The 21,869-nt window shown below is 39.5% G+C and carries 17 protein-coding genes and 1 pseudogene; 11 read left to right on the top strand and 7 right to left on the bottom strand.

Annotated elements, in window-relative coordinates; genetic code table 11:
• Positions 1-142 precede the first annotated feature (142 nt).
• The gene (locus tag I6F49_RS11640; RefSeq protein WP_166420981.1) at positions 143-1,447 is read right to left on the bottom strand and encodes an inosine/guanosine kinase; all 1,305 of its coding nucleotides are present in this window, start codon (positions 1,445-1,447) and stop codon (positions 143-145) included.
• Positions 1,448-1,625: 178 nt separating this feature from the next.
• Between I6F49_RS11640 and tadA the strand changes: the two genes are divergently transcribed.
• Complete coding sequence (gene tadA, locus I6F49_RS11635) at positions 1,626-2,141, top strand: tRNA adenosine(34) deaminase TadA (RefSeq protein ID WP_197180588.1); 516 nt, start codon at positions 1,626-1,628, stop codon at positions 2,139-2,141.
• Position 2,142: 1 nt separating this feature from the next.
• Here the strand turns inward: tadA and I6F49_RS11630 are convergent, their stop codons facing one another.
• Both I6F49_RS11630 and mltF read right to left on the bottom strand, forming a co-directional pair.
• Positions 2,143-2,310 carry a hypothetical protein gene (locus I6F49_RS11630; protein ID WP_197180586.1) on the bottom strand — a complete coding sequence of 56 codons (168 nt, stop codon included), beginning with the start codon at positions 2,308-2,310 and terminating at the stop codon, positions 2,143-2,145.
• A 164-nt stretch (positions 2,311-2,474) separates the two neighbouring features.
• A complete protein-coding gene (gene mltF, locus I6F49_RS11625) occupies positions 2,475-4,001 on the bottom strand; it encodes a membrane-bound lytic murein transglycosylase MltF (protein ID WP_197180584.1) in 1,527 nt (508 codons plus the stop codon).
• 211 nt (positions 4,002-4,212) lie between these two features.
• On the opposite strand from mltF, the gene purL reads away from it, so the two are divergent.
• The 4 genes from purL (at position 4,213) to I6F49_RS11605 (ending at position 11,216) form a co-directional block, all read left to right on the top strand.
• Complete coding sequence (gene purL / locus I6F49_RS11620) at positions 4,213-8,103, top strand: phosphoribosylformylglycinamidine synthase (protein ID WP_197180582.1); 3,891 nt, start codon at positions 4,213-4,215, stop codon at positions 8,101-8,103.
• A gap of 121 nt (positions 8,104-8,224) precedes the next feature.
• Positions 8,225-10,675: an intermembrane phospholipid transport protein YdbH family protein gene (locus tag I6F49_RS11615; RefSeq protein WP_197180580.1), complete on the top strand. Its 2,451-nt coding sequence runs from the start codon at positions 8,225-8,227 to the stop codon at positions 10,673-10,675.
• A 2-nt stretch (positions 10,676-10,677) separates the two neighbouring features.
• Positions 10,678-10,875 (top strand): YnbE family lipoprotein, encoded by a 198-nt coding sequence (locus I6F49_RS11610; RefSeq protein WP_165729381.1) that lies wholly within the window; start codon positions 10,678-10,680, stop codon positions 10,873-10,875.
• 11 nt (positions 10,876-10,886) lie between these two features.
• Entirely contained in the window at positions 10,887-11,216 is a 330-nt protein-coding gene (locus I6F49_RS11605) for a YdbL family protein (RefSeq protein WP_166114754.1), read from the top strand.
• 60 nt (positions 11,217-11,276) lie between these two features.
• Here I6F49_RS11605 and I6F49_RS11600 read toward each other — a convergent pair whose 3' ends face one another.
• Complete coding sequence (locus tag I6F49_RS11600) at positions 11,277-11,825, bottom strand: DUF1415 domain-containing protein (protein ID WP_197180578.1); 549 nt, start codon at positions 11,823-11,825, stop codon at positions 11,277-11,279.
• On the bottom strand, positions 11,822-13,150 hold the full coding sequence (waaA, locus tag I6F49_RS11595) for a lipid IV(A) 3-deoxy-D-manno-octulosonic acid transferase (RefSeq protein WP_197180576.1): 1,329 nt from the start codon (positions 13,148-13,150) through the stop codon (positions 11,822-11,824). Before waaA ends, I6F49_RS11600 begins: the two co-directional genes overlap by 4 nt.
• A gap of 182 nt (positions 13,151-13,332) precedes the next feature.
• Here waaA and I6F49_RS11590 point away from each other — a divergent pair, with 182 nt between their 5' ends.
• A complete protein-coding gene (locus I6F49_RS11590) occupies positions 13,333-13,923 on the top strand; it encodes an SIS domain-containing protein (RefSeq protein WP_024611243.1) in 591 nt (196 codons plus the stop codon).
• Positions 13,923-15,362, top strand: coding sequence for a bifunctional D-glycero-beta-D-manno-heptose-7-phosphate kinase/D-glycero-beta-D-manno-heptose 1-phosphate adenylyltransferase HldE (hldE, locus tag I6F49_RS11585; protein ID WP_197180574.1), 1,440 nt, complete (start codon positions 13,923-13,925; stop codon positions 15,360-15,362). The genes I6F49_RS11590 and hldE overlap by 1 nt, the downstream gene beginning before the upstream one ends.
• A 98-nt stretch (positions 15,363-15,460) precedes the next feature.
• Here hldE and I6F49_RS11580 read toward each other — a convergent pair whose 3' ends face one another.
• Positions 15,461-16,966 (bottom strand): capsule assembly Wzi family protein, encoded by a 1,506-nt coding sequence (locus tag I6F49_RS11580; RefSeq protein ID WP_197180590.1) that lies wholly within the window; start codon positions 16,964-16,966, stop codon positions 15,461-15,463.
• 211 nt (positions 16,967-17,177) lie between these two features.
• On the opposite strand from I6F49_RS11580, the gene I6F49_RS11575 reads away from it, so the two are divergent.
• Both I6F49_RS11575 and I6F49_RS11570 read left to right on the top strand, forming a co-directional pair.
• Positions 17,178-18,248, top strand: coding sequence for a glycosyltransferase family 1 protein (locus tag I6F49_RS11575; RefSeq protein ID WP_197180572.1), 1,071 nt, complete (start codon positions 17,178-17,180; stop codon positions 18,246-18,248).
• Positions 18,248-19,336, top strand: a pseudogene (locus I6F49_RS11570) (glycosyltransferase). The gene I6F49_RS11575 and the pseudogene I6F49_RS11570 overlap by 1 nt, the downstream one beginning before the upstream one ends.
• Here I6F49_RS11570 and I6F49_RS11565 read toward each other — a convergent pair.
• Complete coding sequence (locus tag I6F49_RS11565; RefSeq protein WP_197180570.1) at positions 19,326-20,051, bottom strand: 3-deoxy-D-manno-octulosonic acid kinase; 726 nt, start codon at positions 20,049-20,051, stop codon at positions 19,326-19,328. The pseudogene I6F49_RS11570 and the gene I6F49_RS11565 overlap by 11 nt on opposite strands.
• Positions 20,052-20,173: 122 nt before the next feature.
• Between I6F49_RS11565 and I6F49_RS11560 the strand changes: the two genes are divergently transcribed.
• Together I6F49_RS11560 and gmhB are read left to right on the top strand one after the other, a co-directional pair.
• Complete coding sequence (locus tag I6F49_RS11560; RefSeq protein WP_197180568.1) at positions 20,174-21,232, top strand: glycosyltransferase family 9 protein; 1,059 nt, start codon at positions 20,174-20,176, stop codon at positions 21,230-21,232.
• On the top strand, positions 21,232-21,795 hold the full coding sequence (gmhB, locus tag I6F49_RS11555) for a D-glycero-beta-D-manno-heptose 1,7-bisphosphate 7-phosphatase (RefSeq protein WP_197180566.1): 564 nt from the start codon (positions 21,232-21,234) through the stop codon (positions 21,793-21,795). The genes I6F49_RS11560 and gmhB overlap by 1 nt, the downstream gene beginning before the upstream one ends.
• Positions 21,796-21,869: the final 74 nt, after the last annotated feature.

Below are 21,869 nucleotides of genomic sequence, written 5' to 3'. Positions count from 1 at the left end.
TGGCAGAAAGCCTCATTCTAGAGCCTCGAAGGGAGCGAAGTTTTCCTCGCTCAGTCAAGCCAAGACCGCAGCGGTACGCTAGAAATAAAAAAGCCGCTCACCTTAAGTGAACGGCATTAGCAGTAATTGCTCCCTTTATAATTTATTGTTCCCAATAAACCTGCTCTAAACAATCTTCGCGTTCAGGTAAGCCTCGAGATAAACGTGGAGAATGCTGAACTAATACTTCATAACTGGCTCGGTTAGCATATTTACTAATTTGCGATAGTGACGAATAAGTAATAGCTTGTTGTTGATGCTTAGCTGAGTTTGCCACATTAAGTTTATGATAAACATTCGCTGATAAATCATGAAGCACAGCTGCTAATGCACAATCACCTGCACCATTGGTGTTTTTGATTGAATCAGGTCCACCCATAAATGGGGCCGTATGACTATATGCTCTGATAGGTTCATCACATTCATCTTTGCGCATAGCACGTGAAAATTCGTAACGGTTAAAATCAGGTATTGCACCTGGTAATAACGGATATTCGGTTTCACGCTTTAAACTTTCGTCAACGTAGCCAGCCATAAACAAGCCTTTTTCGCCAGCGGTGCAAATAACTAAATCTACCCAATCAAGTGCTTTATCAGCAGCTAAAAGAGGATCTTCAAAACCCGTAATCGCTAAACCTTCTTCTTCGTTCATAGCAAGAATATCAACATGCTTTTCAACGAAGCTTGCCCACCAGGTAGGGTCTTGTTCAATTAAGAACTTAGTACCAAGTGTAAGTACTACTGGCACACCTGCATCATTAGCGTATTTAACAGCTTGCATGGTGGCTTCAGTCATTGTTTCGCTACCTTGAGTACGCATAAGATAGGCACTGATCACTAACGCTGATGAATTTTCAATAAGGTCTTTATCGATAGATTCAGGACGTAAGTGATTCATTAGGCCTGCACTTATTGCAAAAGTACGCTCACCTGTTTCATCAATTAATGTAAAACAACGGCCTACAGGCCCATCAACTGGTTGAAGGTAGTTTAAGTCTACACGGCTTGAGGTATTACATAAAAAACGGTAAGCGTAGCTACCTATTTTTATATTTTCGCTCATTACGCCTAATAAAACTGAGCGATCATCTGCAAGTACAGAGTAGTTGTGCATAGTGTTACCAATGGTTCCACCGGCAAACTCAAAATCAACCATATCGTTTAATTTTAAACGATCGTATAAGGCGTTTGTTGTGTCGCTATCAATAACTTGCGACATACCCCTACGTAGTTGAAATTCGTCAAGGAAAGCTTGATCAACTTTTGCCTCTATATCAACAACGATCTGATCGATACCCGTAATATAACTACGTTGTAATCGCTCTGTTGCGTTAAGTTGATTGGTAAGTGGATCTTTGGCTTCCACTGGAAAATAATGTTTATGCCTGCGGCGTCCAGGAAATTTCATTTGCTACCCGTGTTGTGAGCTAAATAAAAAAAGCGTGCGATTATAACGTAAATCAGCACTACTGAGCCATGACAAACAGGTAAATAGTGTTTTATTTTTGCAATAAAGTAATGAATGGCGCACTTTAGAGTGGTAACTAGGTATAATTACAGCATAAAAAGTTATTAAAGTAGAAATAATGAACGAACCATTTGATGACTCCTACTGGATGGAGCAAGCGCTTTTGTATGCAAAGCAAGCAGAGCTGCTTGATGAAATTCCGGTTGGAGCGATTGTAGTAAAAGATAACCAGCTTATTTCAGTCGGGTATAACCGTTCAATTACCGATAACGATCCATCTGCACATGCTGAAATGATTGCAGTGCGAGAAGCAGGAAAGCTACTTAACAACTATCGTTTAATTGATTGTACGTTGTATGTAACGCTTGAGCCGTGTTCTATGTGTGCGGGATTGTTAGTGCATAGCAGAATAAAGCGTTTAGTGTTTGGAGCAGTTGATGCGAAAACAGGATCTGCAGGTTCAATTATGAACTTATTACAAGAACCAATGCTAAATCATCAAGTTGAGGTGTGTGGTGGTGTTTTGGCACAGCAGTGCGGTGATACTATTTCGGATTTTTTTAAACTAAGAAGGGCTCAAATTAAAGCAGCTAAAAAAGCTGCTCGTGATGATCAAGTAAATAAGGCTTGCTAAGTTAACTGGCTATTGGCTCTACTTCTGACTCAGCCATTTGCTGCATAGCAAACATTCTGCGACGCCAGATGATTTTTTTATGAAGCTTACGTAACATAACACGACGGCGCGTAGCTGTTGAGTATATTACATTACGTTTTAATTTTTGTGTGCGTCTACGTTTTAGCATATTTTCTCCTAATGCAAGAGTGAGAAAGGCACAGGGTATATCTTATAAAATAATGATATACAATTAACACACATTAGTGATCATTTGATGACAAGTAAACAGATATTTAATTTACTTAAATTTTGCTTAACGACATGCTCTAAAAACGGATACCTATATTAATCTTAGTTATTATTTTCACTCGATTGTTTGGGCTCAATTATAGGTTGTTGTTTTTGTGTTGAAGCTTCATCTGCCTCATTTTTTACCGCATTCTTTACTTCATTTTTTTCGTTTAGTTTGGGCTCTTTATCAGCATCAGTGCTCAGCTCTGTAATTGGTTCTGGTTCAGGCTTTACGGCAATGGCATCATTCTCATCTAACCAAACAAGTGCATCGTAATAACGGCGAATATTATCAACATATTTAACAGCTACATCGCCTCGGGCATAACCGTAGCGAGTTTTACGGTAATAGCGTTTTTTAATTAATAGTGGTAGGCGTTTCTTTACATCAGCCCATTTGTCGGGGCTTGCGCCTTGCTGTTCGGTAATTATACGTGCATCGTTAACGTGCCCCCAACCTACATTGTACCCGGCCAAAGCAAGCCATGTGCGGTCGGGTTGCGGGATACGGTCAGGAATACGTTTAATAAGCTTGCTTAAGTATTTAGCGCCGCCACGAATGTTTTGCTCCGGTTCTAACCGGTTAGTAACACCTACTTGTTTGGCTGTGCTGCGTGTTAACATCATGATGCCTCGTACGCCAGTCGGTGATTTAGCACGAGGGTTCCACATCGACTCTTGATAACTGAGTGCGGCTAATAAACGCCAATCCAAGCTTCCTGAATACTGTTTAAACCATGGGCTATATGTTGGGAGCGTTTCTTTAATTGCTTCTATATAAGCAAGGGTATTTACATAATTAAATTGGCGCACGTGACCAAAATACTTTTCTTCGAGTACGTAGAGCTGGTTACTTTGCTTAACGTCACCAAAAAATGGCACCAATAACGCATATAAAGAGTCGTCATCTGATTTGTTGAGTACCCATGCAATCGGGTCGTTATGGCTAACTGAAAAGCCGATGCTTAAATTGGGGTGATAACGGCGAAACAACGATAATGTATGTGTATCGGCTAGGGTGTAATCTATCTCGCCATCAATAACCGCTTGAAGTAATTCTTCTTCATCAAACTCTTCGCTCTCTATCCAGGTAAGGTCTGGATTGTTCTTCTTCATTTTTTGTAGAGTAAGCGAGTGGCTACTTTTAGCTATAACAGTAAAGTTACCGTCTAAATCGTCAAACTCTCGAGGACGAACGCGACCTTGCTTATAAACTAATTTTTGGCTGATTGTTCTGTAAGTTGGCCCAAAGCGATATTGCTCTGCACGGGTTTTATTATAGGTAAGTCCTGAGGCTATTAAGTCTAAATCACCGCTTTCAAGGCGTTCAAACATGTCTGATAAGTTAAAGAAAGGGACTATTTCAAGCTCTACACCTAAATATTCAGCGAAGGCTTGAGATAACTCATATTCAAAGCCTTGCTCACCTTGAACGGCTTGATAATAATTACTAGCACTCGCAAGGGTACCCACACGTATTTTATTGTGTTCTTTTATTTGGGCGAGTTGAGTTGGCTGCTCTTGCATATCGCATGCACATAACAGCATAACTAAAGTAATGATTATTATTAGTTTTTCTTTGAACATTGAGTGCCCCTTAAGCTCGCCAGTCACCGTTATAGCAAAACTAAGCCATCGCGTCACTTTACCTTTTATTTTATTAACCAAAAGAGGCTATAAATAAAGCTAAAAAGTTAATTTTATGAAAAGCGTAATTTTGAGTTAAATCTGAATGCTAATTGGACTATAATGCGTGCCTAAAATATCGTTCAATCCCTAACCCCGGATGAAATTACCTATGTTGATCCTTCGTGGTGCACCAGCACTGTCAGAGTTCAGAGTTAATAAAATTTTAGCGCGTTGCCAACAATCGCAACTTCCAGTCACTAACGTATACGCCGAGTATGCTCACTTTGCCGATTTAACATCGCCGTTGAGTAGCTCCGAGCAAACCAAGCTTGAAAAACTATTAACTTACGGTCCAACTATTGCTGAGCATACCCCAGCCGGCAAACTTGTACTTGTTACACCTCGCCCAGGTACCATTTCACCTTGGGCATCTAAAGCAACCGATATTGCCCATAACTGTGGTTTAAAACAGGTTCACCGTGTTGAACGCGGTATTGCTTATTATGTTGAAGGTGACTTAAACGCAGAACAACTTGCACAAGTAATTGCGTTATTACACGACCGTATGACCGAAGCCACGCATAGTGAGCTTGAAGATGCTGCACAACTGTTTCGCAGTGATGCACCGCGCCAAATGTCGTCTGTTGATATTTTAGGTGGCGGACGCGAAGCATTAGCAATAGCCAATGTTGAGCAAGGTTTTGCCCTTGCTGATGACGAAATAGATTACTTGGTAGAAAACTTTATAAAGTTAGGACGTAACCCTAACGACATCGAATTGTTTATGTTTGCACAAGCAAACTCAGAGCATTGTCGCCATAAAATATTTAATGCTGACTGGACAATTGATGGAAAAGAGCAGCCAAAATCGCTGTTTAAAATGATTAAAAATACGTTTGAGTTAAATCCTGAAAATGTATTGTCGGCGTATAAAGATAACGCGGCAGTAATGAAAGGCTCAAAAGCGGGTCGCTTCTTCCCAAATGCGCAAGGTGAATATGCGTATCATCAAGAAGACATTGAAATACTAATGAAAGTTGAAACGCATAACCACCCAACAGCTATTGCCCCATTCTCAGGTGCGGCTACAGGCTCTGGTGGTGAGATTCGCGATGAAGGCGCAACTGGTCGTGGCTCTAAGCCAAAAGCAGGTTTAGTTGGCTTTACTGTATCAAACTTACGTATTCCAGGTTACGAGCAACCATGGGAAAGCGATTTTGGTAAGCCGAGTCGTATTGTTAACGCGCTTGATATAATGACAGAGGGACCACTAGGTGGCGCTGCATTTAATAATGAGTTTGGTCGTCCTAACTTATTAGGCTACTTCCGTACTTACGAAGAAAAAGTAACAAGCCATAATGGCGAAGAAGTACGTGGTTACCATAAACCCATTATGCTTGCCGGTGGTTTAGGTAATATTCGCTCTGATCATGTTCAAAAAGGCGATATTCCTATTGGCGCTAAATTAATTGCGCTAGGTGGACCTGCAATGAACATTGGTTTAGGCGGTGGTGCTGCATCAAGCATGGCTTCAGGTCAATCAAACGAAGATTTAGATTTTGCTTCAGTACAACGCGAAAACCCAGAAATGGAACGTCGTTGCCAAGAAGTTATCGATAAATGTTGGCAGCTAGGTGACGAAAACCCAATTGCATTCATCCACGATGTAGGTGCTGGCGGTTTATCAAATGCGTTCCCTGAGCTTGTTAATGATGGCGGACGTGGTGGTAAGTTCCAATTACGTAGCATTCCTAACGATGAGCCAGGCATGGCACCACACGAAATTTGGTGTAATGAATCACAAGAACGTTATGTACTCGCTGTTGGCGTAGAGGACTTTGATCGCTTTGAAGCAATTTGTAAGCGTGAACGTGCCCAGTACGCTGTTATTGGTGAAGCAACAGCTGAACCTCACTTAACAGTGTCAGACAGCCATTTTGAAAATAACCCTGTTGATTTACCGCTGGACGTATTATTAGGTAAAGCACCTAAAATGCACCGCGATGTAACGTCAAAGCAAGTTGTTGGTAAAGCGCTTGATACTACATTAATAAATGCAGCAGATGCAGCGCAGCGCTTAATGCGTTTACCAGCCATTGCAGAAAAAACATTCCTAATCACAATCGGCGATCGCTCAGTTACGGGTTTAGTAGCACGCGATCAAATGGTCGGTCCTTGGCAAGTACCTGTTGCTAACTGTGCTGTAACTGCGGCAACGTATGATACTTACCACGGTGAAGCTATGTCACTCGGTGAGCGTACTCCTGCAGCATTACTTAATTACGGTGCATCTGCTCGTTTAGCTGTAGCTGAGTCGTTAACTAATATTGCCTGTGCAAACATCGGTAGCCTTGAAAACATTAAGTTATCGGCAAACTGGATGGCAGCAGCGGGTCACCCAGGTGAAGATGCTGGTTTATACGAAGCGGTTAAAGCCGTAGGGGAAGAGCTTTGTCCTGCGCTTGGTTTAACGATTCCAGTGGGTAAAGATTCTATGTCAATGAAAACGACATGGAAAGATGAAGGTGATTCACAAGAGAAGTCAGTAACATCGCCGCTTTCACTGGTTATAACTGCGTTTGGTCGTGTTGACGACGTACGTAAAACAGTAACGCCACAACTGCGCACAGATAAAGGCGACACATCGCTTATATTAGTTGATTTAGGTGCGGGTAAAAACCGCATGGGTGCATCAAGCCTTGCGCAAGTTTATAAGCAATTGGGTGATGTAACACCTGATGTTGATAGCCCTGAGTTATTAAAAGGCTTTTATAACGCAATGCAAGCACTTGTGGCTGATAGTAAGTTACTTGCTTATCATGACCGCTCAGACGGTGGTTTATTTACCACTGTTGCTGAAATGGCGTTTACGGGTCATACCGGTGTAACGGTTGATTTAGCTGACTTAACAGGTTCAGACATTGAAGCACTTTATAACGAAGAGCTAGGTGCCGTAATCCAAGTAGCAAATGCTGATTTAGATGCAGTAAATGCGGTGTTTGAACAACATGGTATAGCAGCAATTAGCCACAACATTGGCACGCTTAACAGTGACGATGCGATTATATTTAACCGTGGCGAAAATACGGTACTTAATCATACGCGTACTGAGCTTCGTACTATTTGGGCTGAAACAACGTATCAAATGCAAGCACGCCGTGATAACCCTGAATGTGCTAAGCAAGAGTTTGATGCTAAATTTGATGCAAAAGATCCAGGCTTAAACGTAAAACTTAACTTTGATTTAAACGAAGATATAGCGGCGCTATACATTGCAACCGGTGCTAAACCACAAATGGCTATTTTACGTGAGCAGGGTGTTAACTCTCATTTAGAAATGGCTGCAGCGTTTAATCGCGCAGGTTTTGCAGCCGTTGATGTACACATGAGCGACATTTTAGAAGGTCGTTTAACACTAGATCAATTTAAAGGTTTAGTGGCCTGTGGTGGTTTCTCATACGGTGACGTACTTGGTGCGGGTGAAGGTTGGGCTAAGTCTATTTTGTTTAACGACATGGCACGCGATCAGTTCCAAAATTTCTTCCACCGTGAAGATACCTTTAGCTTAGGTGTATGTAACGGTTGCCAAATGTTATCAACGTTAAAAGAGTTGATCCCTGGCACTGAACATTGGCCGCGCTTTGTAACTAATAAATCAGAGCGTTTTGAAGCACGCTTTAGTTTAGTAGAAATACAAGAAAACCCGTCTGTGTTCTTTAACGGAATGGCTGGCTCGCGAATGCCTATAGCGGTTTCTCATGGTGAAGGTCATGCTGAGTTTGCAAACGATGCAGCCACTAAAGCGGCGCTTAATAGCGGCACTGTAGCGGTTAAGTTTGTAGATAACTATGGTAACCCTACAACGCAGTACCCAGCTAACCCTAATGGATCTCCAGAAGGTATTACAGGTATTACGTCAACTGATGGTCGCGCCACTGTAATGATGCCGCATCCAGAACGTGTATTCAGAAGCGTTGCCAACTCTTGGCATCCTGATGAGTGGAACGAGGATAGCCCATGGATGCGCATGTTCCGTAATGCACGTAAAAACGTAGGTTAATTATAATTACGTTTATACAAGTTAGATTCATAATCTTACTGTAAAATAAAAAAGGCTGCATTGTGCAGCCTTTTTTGATTAGTATAGTTTTAGCTAAAAGCACAAAGCATTTAAGGATAGTATGTTTAAGCGAGTTGGTTTAATTGTTGGTGTTTTATTGCTAAGTACCTTGCTGCTTGGTTATGTATTTTGCTTGCCGCTATTGCAGTGGGTTATAGCGCCTGAGCTCAAAAAAGCAGGCATTACGTTAAGTTGTCTCGATTTTTCAATTACGTCTGAACTAAATATTCATGCTGACAGAGTGTGTGTAAATTATCAAAATCAACAATTACAACTCACTGGTATTACTGCAAATACAAAGCGTGTAGATATTAAAAATGCTGTGCTAACGGTTAATCCTTTCCCTAAAAGCGATAATGCTAATCAACTTGCTAAAAATCTCGATTTAACGCTGCCTTCAACCCGTCCATTAATCAGCATTAAACAGCTTGTAGTAAAAAGTGAACAGCTCAATAAGCCACTAAAAATAAGTATATTGGAACCCACACTAAATCAGTTTAATGTCACTGGTGATATAAACGCGAGTGCAACTTTGGCTGCTGATAAAATAAGTGGTCAGTTTGAAGTTGATGACACTCTTTTAAAGCAAGTCATAAACACTAAAAAGACCTTAATAGCTGGCGTTAATTTTAATACTCAGCAAGAGTTTAGCTTTGACGGTATAGAGCTTAAATTAAATGGCAATATTAGTGCCCAGTTTGCTTATATTTATGAGCAATGTCAGGTCAACGTATTAACCACTGGCAAGTTGGCAACTCATTTTAATTTAAACAGCCAAGCGTTAATGCTTAATACTGACCTGCTTAATAACAAAATTAATCTAACACCAAGCTGTACTGAGTTAATTCCACCAAGTGAATACGCAGGCTTTGTGAGCAATCAAGTTCCTTTAAATTGGCAACTTAAACTCCCTCAATCAATTCGCTTAGAAGGGAGTGAGCTGAGCTTACCTGCAATTAATTTGGTGAGTGAGGGCGATAAGCAATTTGATATTTTAATGACAGATACAGCACTTAATATTAAATCGCCACTTGAAAACGTACAGACAAATTTATCAGCTCAAATAAGCACACCCGATATAAATAATTTCAGCGTTAATGCTCAGTTAGTGGGCACTGCTATTAAAGGCGATTACGCGGTTGCGCTTGAAAGCTTGCCTGAATTTGTTCCTGCAACAGCGAATGGGCTTAGCCTTAGTGGTCGCTTTGATTTAAGTGAGTTTATTGACTCAAAACCAGTTGGGCTTATAAATGCTAAATTAACGCTCAATAGTGTAGATGCATTTGATATAAGCGCAGTGCAATACCAAGGTGATTTAACTGCAAAAATGGATAAGCAGTTAAACGCAGAAGTAACATTAACGCATCAATTTAAAAGCGCACAATATAAAGAATTTAAAGCAACGGATATAAGTAACACATTAACAGCAAATGCTAATTTAGGCGTGGGCGAGTTATTTGCCGAGTTAACAGCAAAAACGAATATGAAGGCTGTTAATAGCCCTGACATAAAACTTAATAATATAAAAGTAGACTCTACGGGGCTACAAAGCCGTGCACTAAAAGCCAGTCATCACGCATTTATAAACGATGTCGAGTTAGTGATAAATCATCATGTATCGGCGCAAGCTCATCCGTTTGAAGTTATTATTCCTGAGCAAAGTGTGTTGCCGTTAAATACGTTTATTAGTCAATTTGAACCACTTGCGCAACTAACCGAGGGTAAATTTAATGGCTATATTAGTGGTGATGTAAACTTGCAAAACGCTTCATTCAATATAGGGGTTACTCACATAGGTGCACTTTATAACGATTACCTTGCGAGTGATTTGAATAGCGTATTTAGCGGGCAATATAATTCAGGTAAGCTTAATGTAAAACCAACTACCTTTAATTTAAATGAATTTAGAGCCGGTGCTGTTGTAAAAAATATTAAAGGGCAGTGGCAAGTTAACGATAATAGCGCTCTAGTAAACGATATAACAGGCGATGTATTTGGCGGCGAGTTTTCGTTAGATACCTACACATTAGGTCAGCCAAACCAAGTTGCTAATGTTAAGTTTGAAAATATTGATGCGAGTAAACTCGTTACACTCGATGATAAGTCGGGCATTGTATTAACGGGACGCTTAGCAGGCGCGTTGCCAGTCCACTTTAATAGTGGTGAAATTGAAATAATTGATGGCAGTTTATTTAGCCAAGGCACAGGTAATTTAAAAATTACTAATAACGTAGCGTTTGATTCGGTGATGCAGCAACAGCAAGAGTTGCAACCTGTGTTAGGATTATTAACAAATCTAGATATTCAAAAGTTAAATAGTAGTGTTGTACTAAAAAGTGATGGTTGGTTAAAACTCGGTGTTAATTTACAAGGTTATAATAAAGCAGAGCAGCAGCAAGTTAACTTTAACTACAATCATGAAGAAAACGTATTTACACTTTTACGCGCATTGCGTTTAAGTGACGAAATCACACAAAAAGTTGAGCAACAATACTCACAAAAAGGAAACTAATAATGAGACAGTCGTTATCGATAAAAGTACTGCTCGCGCTGGGTGCTATTAGCGTACTAAGTGCCTGCACGCACCGTGTTGAGGTGTCTGCAAAAGAGCCTATTACAATTAATTTAAATGTGAAAGTTGATCACGAAATTCGCGTAAAAGTAGACAAAGAACTCGACAGTTTATTTAGTGACGACAGTGAGTTATTTTAAGGAGCCATAACATGAATACGAAGAAAAAATTAAATATTATTACATTACTTAGTGCTGTATGTATGTCGTTCTCTGCGTGGGCTATTAGCCTTGATGACGCTAAAAACCAAGGTTTAGTCGGTGAAGATAGCTCTGGTTATTTAGGGCTTGTTGTACAAAATGCAGAAGCAAAAGCAGTTGTTGATGACATAAATACAAAGCGTAAAGCGCAGTACTTAAAGCTGGCTAAAAAGAATAATTTATCACTTTCACAAGTAGAGGCACTCGCCGCTGCCAAAACAATTGAAAAAACGCAAAGTGGTCATTATGTTGAAGTGAATGGTAACTGGGTTAAAAAATAGCGACCCAGCTAGCCTTATTTTGCTAAAACTAAGAACAAAATTAAGAATAAAACCGAGCCTCTAAGCGCTCGGTTTTTTACAGCCTTCGAGTAACTGCTGCCAAAAATCAATACCCTTACGCCTTGCTAGGTTTATATTATGCTCTGGAATAGATTCAGGCTCGTTATAACTATCAAGTGCTTCGCTCATACTGGCTTCGCGGATTAAATGCAAAGTAGGAAAGGGCGCTCTATTTGTGTAGTTTGCTGCATCGGTTTCATCGCTATCGGCAAATACGTAATCAGGGTGAAAGTTAGCAATTTGATACTTGCCTTCAAACCCTTGTGAGACTAACAGCGCATTAGCTAAATCGACCAAGTCTAAATAATCTTCAAAGTCACTAAAGCCGTTATCAAACATGATAAGCGTCGTTTCGCGCTCTGGTTCGCGGTCAAGTTCAACACATTGCTCAAGCATATCCATTACGGCGTCATCCATGCTCGTTGCTGGGCTTACGATGTAATGAATACAATTATTTTCTACTTCTTTGCGGGCAAACGGGCAAAAGTTATATTTAACAATAACAGATGATACCCATTCGCGGGTTTGGCTTATGGCTATGTTGGTCACGATTTTGGCTCTAAATATTGGTTAATAATGGTAAGTGTTTTTTGTATAGCCCCTTGGTTTTTAGCAACGCATTGAGCAGCTTTAATACCTAAGGTTTGGCATGCTTTTGTATTTTGGCTAAACGTTATAAGCTGTTTTGCAAGCTCGTCGTTGTTATCAACCACTACAGCGCCTTTAAGCTTTATAAGCTCAGGGTAAACATGATCAAAATTGTATGTATGCGGACCCGTTATTACGCCCACCGAAAATGCTGCTGATTCTAATGGATTGTGCCCACCTCTACGTATTAAGCTGCCGCCAATAAAGCTCACATTTGCAGCGCCATATAAACACTGTAGTTCACCAAGCGTGTCAGCAAGGAGGACTTGCTCATTGCTATAGTTATTTTTGCTGCGGCGGCTAAAACTAAGCGGGCTTTGTGTTAAAAAATCAGCTACTTTATCAAATTGCTCTGGGTGGCGCGGAGCAATTATAAGTAATGCATTAGGTTGTTTTTTTAGTAACTGTTGGTGAGCTGCCAATACTAATTCATGTTCTACAGGATGTGTTGAGCCTGCAACCCATACAAAACGTTCGCCATTGTTGTGTTCATTACTGATACCTTCATGACAGCTATGTTCATTGCGACTATAAAGCTGTTTAAGGTTGAGTACCTTGGCTAATTGCTCGTCACTCGGTGTTATATCAAATTTTATCGAACCTGTTACATGGCTTTTTGACTTATCAAGACCAAGCTCTATAAAACGCTCCGCATCTGCTTTGTTATGGCTCGCAAGAACTGTAATTGAGCGCATAATAATATGCGTTAGCTTAGCGACTTTTTGATAGCCTTGCTGCGACTTTTCAGAGAGTCTTGCATTGATGACAAGTACCTGTATGTTTTTTTTATTACTTATCGCCATTAAATTTGGCCATAGCTCGGTTTCTAAAATACATAATGCTTGTGGTTTTACACGCTTTAAAAAACGCGCCGTTGCAAATGGAAAATCGATTGGTAAATAGCTACACGCTACAGTATTTTTAAACTGGTTTAGTATTTGCTCTCTGCCTGTTGGTGTATTACAGGTTATAAGAATATTTAAATTTGGATGCGCTTTTTGAAGCGCTTTAATAAGTGGTGTTGCGGCAAGTACCTCACCAACAGACGCACAATGAAAAACTAAAGGTTTAGCTTTAGTCGAAAATAAAGACTTACTGACAAACCCAAAGCGCTCTTTAAAGTGTGCACGATAGCCTTGGTTTTTTTTACCTCGTAAAATATAGAGATAAAATACAATCAGTGGGCTAATAAAAATTAATGCTAAGGAGTAAAAAATGCGTGCCATACTGATCTTTCTTAAAGGGAAGTGGCGTTAGTTTACCGTGAAATAGCTGTTTTCTAAACATACTCGCAATAAAATATGGTCTGGGTTCAGTTATAACCCGATAAAATGCACACAATTAAATAAAATTATGGAATAATGGATTTAATTTTTCCCTGCTATTTCAGTTCCTAGAGGAATTTTTCATGTCAATTATCGATTCAGTGGCAGCTAGCTACGTTGAAACATTAAACCGTCATCAAGCATTATTTGAAACGATGGAAGCTTATCATCAAGAATCTATGCAACTGTTAGAAGCGTGTCACAGTGCATTACAAGCTGGTGGCAAGATTGTTTGGTTTGGTAACGGTGGTAGTGCAGCAGATGCTCAGCATTTAGCGGCAGAATTTGTAGTGCGTTACAAATTAGAGCGTGGTCCGCTTGCCTCAATGGCACTGACCACCGACACCTCTATTTTAACCGCACACAGCAACGATTATCATTTTGATACAGTGTTTGAACGTCAAGTTCAAGCGCTATGTAAACCAGAAGACTTAGTAATTGGTTTAACCACGTCAGGTACTAGTAATAATATTAATTTAGCATTAGAAGCTGCAAATAAACTAGGGGCTTTTACAGTGGCATTAACTGGGCGTGATGGCGGTAAAGTAAAAGATATTGCTAAGTTACCTATCATTATAAAAAATGACGAAACAGCACGTATTCAAGAAGCTCACATGTTTATAGGTCACTGGTTATGTGAAGCCATGGATATGGTTGTTGCGGAGCAGCAGTAATGGATTTATCGTTATTAAAAAATTTATCGGCAGCACGGATATTGGTTGTTGGCGACGTAATGCTAGACCGTTATTGGTATGGCGATACAGGGCGTATTTCGCCTGAAGCGCCAGTCCCTGTTGTTAAGGTAAGTAAATTTGAAGACAAAGCGGGCGGCGCAGCTAACGTTGCAAAAAATATAGCCCGGTTAGATGCAAAAGTTGGCTTACTGGGCTTAATTGGTGAAGACGAAAGCGGGCAGATTTTAGAGACTATTCTAAAAGGTGAAAAAATAAATTCACAATTAGTCAGTGTATGTGATTTACCGACTATTTCAAAAATGCGTGTTATTAGTCGTCATCAACAACTCGTTCGTCTTGATTTAGAAGAAACATTTACTGAGCAACACAGCCAACTTTTATTAAACCGTTTAGAGCTTGTGCTAGATGAATACGACTTTATTGTGTTCTCTGATTACAGCAAAGGATCTTTGAGTTTAATTAAAGAGATGGTAAGTCTTGCTAAAAGTGCGGGTAAAACAGTTTTAATCGACCCTAAATCGCCAGATTTACATTTATATGAAGGTGCTGATTACATTACACCTAACTTACATGAGTTCAAGTTAGCGGGTGGTCAAACCGATTCAGAAGAAGCTTTAGCAGCAAGTGCGCGTGATTTAATTAGCAAAAATGGCATTAAAGCCATGTTGCTTACGCGTTCTGAGCAAGGTATGTCGCTTATTAACGCAGATGAAAAGTTTGATTTTGCAGCACAAGAACTTGAAGTAAGCGATGTTACTGGCGCTGGCGATACTGTTATAGCAACACTGGCGGTAATGCTTGGCGCGGGCATGGAACCTAAAGATGCAGTCGAAATTGCTAATTTAGCGGCAGGTATAGCGGTTAGTAAATTTGGCGCAGCGACTGTCTCGCCAGAAGAATTAAGTCGTAAGCTTGGACAGTATTTACATACTACTGGTGAGCATTATCAAACTCCATTTGATGATGTACTTCAACATATTGAATTTGCAAAACAAAATGGCGAAACCATTGTATTCACTAATGGCTGCTTTGATATTTTACATGCTGGGCATGTACGTTATTTAGCGCAAGCTAAAGCACGAGGCGATAGGTTGGTTGTTGGATTAAATAATGATGAATCTATTACGCGTTTAAAAGGGGCAGATCGTCCTATTAACCCACTAGATGAGCGTGCAATGGTACTTAGCGCACTTTCATCAGTTGATTGGGTTATTCCGTTTGGCAGTCTAGATGAAAACGATACTCCCGCTAAATTAATTGAGCAAATAAGCCCTGATATTTTAGTTAAGGGTGGCGACTATACCGTAGAGCAAATAGCAGGTGCTGAGCATGTACTTCGCCATGGTGGAAAAGTTGAAGTACTTGAATTTTTAGATGGATGCTCAACATCAAAAGTAATTAGTAAAATTAAACAGTAATTACTGATTTAGTTTGCTTAAAAAATACAAAAAGGGATGAAAACACTGTTTTCATCCCTTTTTTAATTTTAATACGTTACTTTATTAAAAGTAACTTATTAAAAATTGAATTCGTACTTAGCAAATGCAGAAGTATCGTTTTCAGCACCGTCGTTGTTAGATGCAAAAGCACCTAAAGTGACGCGCCCTCCCATAGAGAGCATTCTGTAACGCAGTTCTAATTGCTTAGAGTTAAACCCTGTTTTAGTAATAGAATTGCCTAAATCTGGGTTGTTAGGGTAAAGGTCCCTGTTATCGCTGTTGTAATCAACACTACGTAATTTTACCTGCCAATCGTTTCCATTAGATAACTGACCTAGCAGAGTTAAAACGACTGATTGTGCATCGTTATCGTAGGTTGAACCAATAGTGCGACCGTGGTAACGGTAACCCGATTTGTAGGTACTATGTTCGTAATAGCAATTTTCTCCTCGTGAGCCTAAATTACATGAAACACCTGTATCTATATACTCTACATTTATTAATACGCTTTGATCGTATATTCGTTGTGTAGTTTGTACACCAAATAAATAGGCTCTGTCGACTGGTTTTATACCGCCACTAGTATCTTCGCCTATGGTGCTGGCATAGACTGCATATGGTTGATTAAATAAAGTATCTGACCAACGTATATCTATACCCGCAAGTTGATTACCTAAGCGAGTTTCCCCTTCTCTTTGACATTGCTCAGCATTACCTACACACTCTCCGCCACCCGTAACTAAATCAATAAAATCACCCGCTGAACTAGGCTGACCGTCACCAGCCCATTGTGCAGACCAGCTAAGTGCAATTTCTAACTGTTGAATAGGCCGAAAATTAACACGAGTGCTCCAAAGTAAAGCATCAGGAATAACACGCGTTGATTCAAGCTTTGCCATTTGTGCAGTAAAGCCCCATTGACCAATCCAACTTAACCATGGTGTTTCAAAAGCGGTACTTTTTTCTCGAGTAACACTCAACGCAGGGAGTGGTTTTGCATTACCTGACATAATTAAGCTGTTATCAACACCAGGTCCCCAAAATTGTTCAACAGCACCGGCTCTAAAAATCCAGTTACCTAAACGGTAAGCTAAGTAACTATTATCAAGTGAGGTATCGTTACAATCGGTTAAAGCTTGCTCGTTGGTAACTATATCGTCGGTCGTTTTTCCATCAACTAAACATTTTTTACCGTCTTTTCTATAATTTACAGCTACTTTAGCTGCAAAGTTATCGCCTAAATAAGCGTAAGCTGCAGAAAGCTCTGTTTCTTGAGTATTTGTTGCACCAAAGCTCGTTGCTATGATTGGATCTGTGGCTGCAAAAGCTGATAATTGAAGACTATGTGAGCTACTATTTTCTGATTTATATCGATGTTTAACGCGAAGTAAAGCATCTTGTAAGCTTGGAGATAATTGCTCCAGCGGCATACTTTCCACATCGCTTATAAAACTTTTCCACATAAGCGGATAGGTAGTTACAGGAGCTAAAATAACACCGGCATCAGCTAATTGTTGAATATCAGCTCTTAGACCATAATCATCGGGTTTTACCCATGGCTCAGCATTAACTGATGCGCTCATAGCGCAAAAAAGAGTAGAAAGTAGAAAAATTCTGTTTCGCAAAGTTCAGATCCTTGTGATTAAGATTGCGGCTAAGTTTATCAATCTAAGTCTGCTATTGCAGTAAATAATCAAATTTATAGAGTTAATTTAATATATTAAAATGTAACCTGTCTATCGTAATAAGTATCTGATTGATATACTGGAGCTCAAATAGGACATTGAGAATGCAATGAGCAACAAACGACTTTTATTTATTCCAGTATCATCACCAGAAGGCATTGGTGAATATATGCGCTCGTTGTTGTTGGCTCAAAGTTTAAAGGCAGAACTTGCAGATTCTCTCGATATTCACTTTATATTAAATAAGCATACAAGCTACGCAAAAGATTGTCCTTTTGAAGTCACACTACTCGAACACTCAGCGACTAAAGAGCTTGATTCTGTTTGCGACTTTATAGAGCAATTTAAACCTGATGTCGTTGTTTTTGATTGTGCAGGACGTGCAGGGCATATGAAGGCGGCTAAAAAGGTAGGCGCTAAAGTTATATTCATTTCTCAGCATGCAAAAAAACGTGCTAAAGGCTTAAAAATTAACAGAATTAATTTAATTGATACACATTGGGTTGTACAGCCTGATTATTGTATTGAGCCACTTACATGGGCTGAAAGTACGAAGTTAGACATGTTTCCCTTGGCACGTCCTCGTAATGTAGGTCCTTTTGTTACATTTGCCTCTTGCGCGCAAAAACGTGATGTTTTAAATCGCTATAACTTAGTACCGGAAGGCTATTTTATTGTTAATGCCGGCTCAGGCGGGCATATATTAAATAATATTAATTGTGCTGATGTTTACTTTAAAGCCGCGCTTAAAATTACTAAGCACACTGGTTTAAAAGCAGTTGTTGTGTTTGGTCCCAATTATAAGAAAGCCATTCCTGAAAGTGATGAGGTTACTTGTTTAGCAAGTCTGCAAAGTACTGATTTTTTGGCATTAATGAGCCAAGCTAAAATCGCATTACTTAGCGGTGGAGATACTTTACTGCAAGCAATTGCAGTTCAAACCCCCGTTGTGGCATGTGCTATCTCAAAAGATCAAAATACACGTTTGGATCATTGTGTTAATGCAGGTGTTGTCATAAAAGCAAATTTTGATATTGATGAAATCACTACGAAAATAGCTCAAGTTATTAGCGAGCCTTTCTATAATGAATTCGTTGCTAAATATAGCCAAATTGATAATACACATAGCTTCGATGTGATCACTAATGGCATAAAAAATATGCTTATAGGGGATCGATAATGAATATAGTGATTGTAATTGATTCCCTAGTGGGTGGTGGTGCTGAAAAAGTAATGCTTACCCTTGCTGAGGAAATGGCCAAGTTACAGCACAACATCACTATTTTATCTCTTGCTAACTCAATTGAATATAATATTCCTAAAGTACTTAGTGTGGAGAGTTTATTCGCACATAGGGCATCAAAAGTAGATCGATTTTAGCAGCGTAAAAATAGCATTTTAATACTACAAACTTGGTTTGAAAAAAAACAAAGCGAGCTGGGCAATATTAATTTAGTGCTTTCAAACCTCGACAGAAGCAATAACTTACTCTCAAAAAGTAATATCAAAAATGTTAATTTTGTAATTCATAACTCCGTCAATGCAGAACTTGCCCGTCAAAAAAAGTTAGGTCCATTTTCTTATTTATATCTTAAAAAGAGTAAGCAAAATCTCAATAGGAAATCACTTATTTGCGTATCAATGGGTGTTGAAAAAGAAATAACACAAGGAGATTTAATTAACCCAAGTGCTATTACAACAATTTATAACCCGTTCGATTTTGAAAAAATAAGACAACAAGCAAGCGAGCAAAATAATAATATTCCTAATGAACCTTACTTAATTCATGTAGGAAGGCTCGCTAAACAAAAGCGTCACGATATATTATTTTCAGCATTTGCAAAGCTCGATAAAAAATACAAGTTAGTCCTTTTATGTAATAAACCCGCAAAAGCGTTAAAGCTTGCACAGCAATATGGCATAGAAAAACAGTTAGTAGTACCAGGATTTCAACAAAACCCGTATAACTGGATTAAGCATGCCAAAGCTTTAGTGTTGAGTTCTGATTTTGAAGGACTTTCAACGGTATTAATTGAGGCTTTAGCCGTGGGTACTCCGGTGGTTAGCACTAATTGTACATTTGGCCCAAGTGAGATATTAACAGGCGAGCTAAGTAAGTACTTAGTACCCGTTGGACAAAGTGAGGCATTAGCCAATGCCGTTAAGCAGGTGCTAGCAGATAAGCCAAATGTAGAAAACGCTGAAATTTTAAAACAAGTACAAGCAGAGCAAGTTGCTCTGCAGTATTTAGCACTGGCTATACATTAGCTGGCGCTTTAAGGTAGTTACTGTGTAGAGTCTGCCAGTCACTCGCTTGCCAATGGAATGACTCGTTTCGACCTTGCTCTTTTAAAAATGAGCGCTCAAGCCGTGCCATATTGCTTTGTTGCCATTGCGTATTAGGTGTTTTTATTTCACCTCTATCAAAGTCGATAATATACACATCACCAGTATCATCAAACAAAATATTATTAATGTTTAAATCGGCGTGGTACACACCTTTTGAATGAAATAGCGCGATTGTTTTCGCAATGCGCTCCAACTCATCTTGAGTCAATGGGCGTTTAATTAATATGTCGAGTAAACTTTTAGCGCCTTTAACTGCCTCTGTAATAATATCACCACGGTAAATTAATCCGCTGCGGGTTATTTTAGCTGCTATAGGAGCTGGTACATTTAAACCAAGTTCTATAAGTTTACTCATTAAGCTAAATTCTTTATAAACACGGGTTTGTTCAAGCCCTGGGTATAAATATTGATCGCTTAGCAATTTACCGACCAAACCACCGCGCCAATAATGCCTAAGTACGGCTGTTAAATTATCTTGTTTAAAAAACCACGCTGTTGCTCTGCCTTTTTTAGCACCCACAATTTTATTTTGTTTTTGCCAAAAATTGGCATCAAACCAATCGAGGGTAATTTGGCTTGTGTATTTGGGGTGGCTTAATACAGTGTGATTGCCTAGCACGTGTTGTTTAAACATAGCTCTGTGTAATTGCTAAATAATGTGTCTATATTAGCGCGTTTTAAAGCTCAGGATAAGTGCTTGCAATAGCGTGATTATAATTTAAGATCGGCTTTTGTATTTAATACCTAAGGGAATGTGTGACTCAAGCTCCTAACTATTCATCTATTTGTATATTAAGACTCTCAGCCATTGGTGACGTATGTCATGGTGTGAGTGCAGTACAAGCCATTCAAAAAGCACATCCTAATGCAAAAATTACGTGGGTTATTGGTAAAATAGAAGCCATGCTACTTGCCGATTTACCGGGTGTTGAGCTGGTGGTATTTGATAAAAAACAAGGTAAAGTAGCACTTAAAAGCTTAAAACAGCGTTTTAAAGGCCAACAGTTTGATGTGCTGCTTAACATGCAAGTTGCACTAAGAGCTGGGTTTGTAGCGCGTTGTATTCCTGCAAAAGTAAAAATAGGATTCGATTGGGCGCGTTCAAAAGAATTGCACAGCTTGTTTATTAATAAACGCATAGACCCACAAGCCCAGGCGCACGTTCTTGAAGGCTTTAAAGGTTTTGCTAAAGCCATTGGTGTTGCTGATTATAAACCCAGCTGGAATATGCCATATACAGAGCAAGACCAAGCGATTGCTGACGAACTGCTCACGCCTGAGTATTTAACGAATAAACTATTTGTAATATCGCCGGCAGCAAGTAAAGCACAGCGTAATTGGTTAGCTGAGCGTTACGCGGCACTGGCTGATTATGCTAATGAGCAAGGTTTTAAAGTTGTACTCACTGGTGGCCCAACAGAACTTGAAATTAACCTAGCAAATAGCATTATAGAGCACAGCAACACGCCTATTTTAAACTTGGTGGGTAAAACGAAACTCAAAGAATTGTTGTGCGTGTTAAAGCGTGGCAGCTTAGTGCTCGCGCCCGATACAGGCCCTGCACATATGGCAGTAACTGTGGGTACGCCCGTTATTGGTTTGTATGCACATTCAAATCCAGCACGAACAGGCCCTTATTTATACCAAGACTATGTGGTAGAGGTTTATCATCAAAACTTGCTTAAGCAAACTGGTAAAACGGCTGAGCAAGTGCCGTGGGGTACGCGCGTTAAAGGCAATGATTTAATGAGCCAAATTACGGTTGATGATGTAAAAGCGATGTTTGATCATGTTGTACTAAAAGAGTCTTTGTAATGAATGAGCAACAAAAAAATAAAGCGCTTTTTTTAGATCGAGATGGCGTGGTAAATGTTGATCATGGTTATGTTTATCAAAGCGAAAAGTTTGAATTTATTGACGGTGTTTTTAATACCTGCAAAACGTTTTATGATGCAGGCTATAAAATCATAATCGTCACTAACCAATCTGGGATTGGTCGAGGTTATTACACCGAAGCTGATTTTTTAGCACTAACGCAATGGATGAAAGCTCAATTTAGTGCGCACGGTATTAAAGTTACCGATGTGTACTTTTGCCCTCATCACCCTAAAAAAGCGCTACCAGAATATTTAAAACAATGCGATTGCAGAAAGCCGGCACCAGGTATGTTATTACAAGGCATACAAGAGCATAACATCGACCCAGCTTGCAGCATTATGGTGGGTGACAAACTCAGTGATATGCAGGCTGCGAAAAAAGCAGGGATCACTACCCGTGTTTTAGTTCGCTCAGGGCAAAGTTTTGACGAAAGTGCAAAACAAGAGGCTGATTTAATTATCGATTCTATAAGTAATTTACCCGCACTTTTAAATACATAAATAAACTAAACAAATTAGATTGTAAACTGGCAGGAATTCCTTCCAGTTTATGGCGTTTAGGACGAACTACAAAC

This window comes from Pseudoalteromonas sp. SWN166 (genome assembly GCF_015864485.1).
Lineage (GTDB): Bacteria > Pseudomonadota > Gammaproteobacteria > Enterobacterales > Alteromonadaceae > Pseudoalteromonas.
This window is presented reverse-complemented; position numbering and strand designations above follow the sequence as displayed.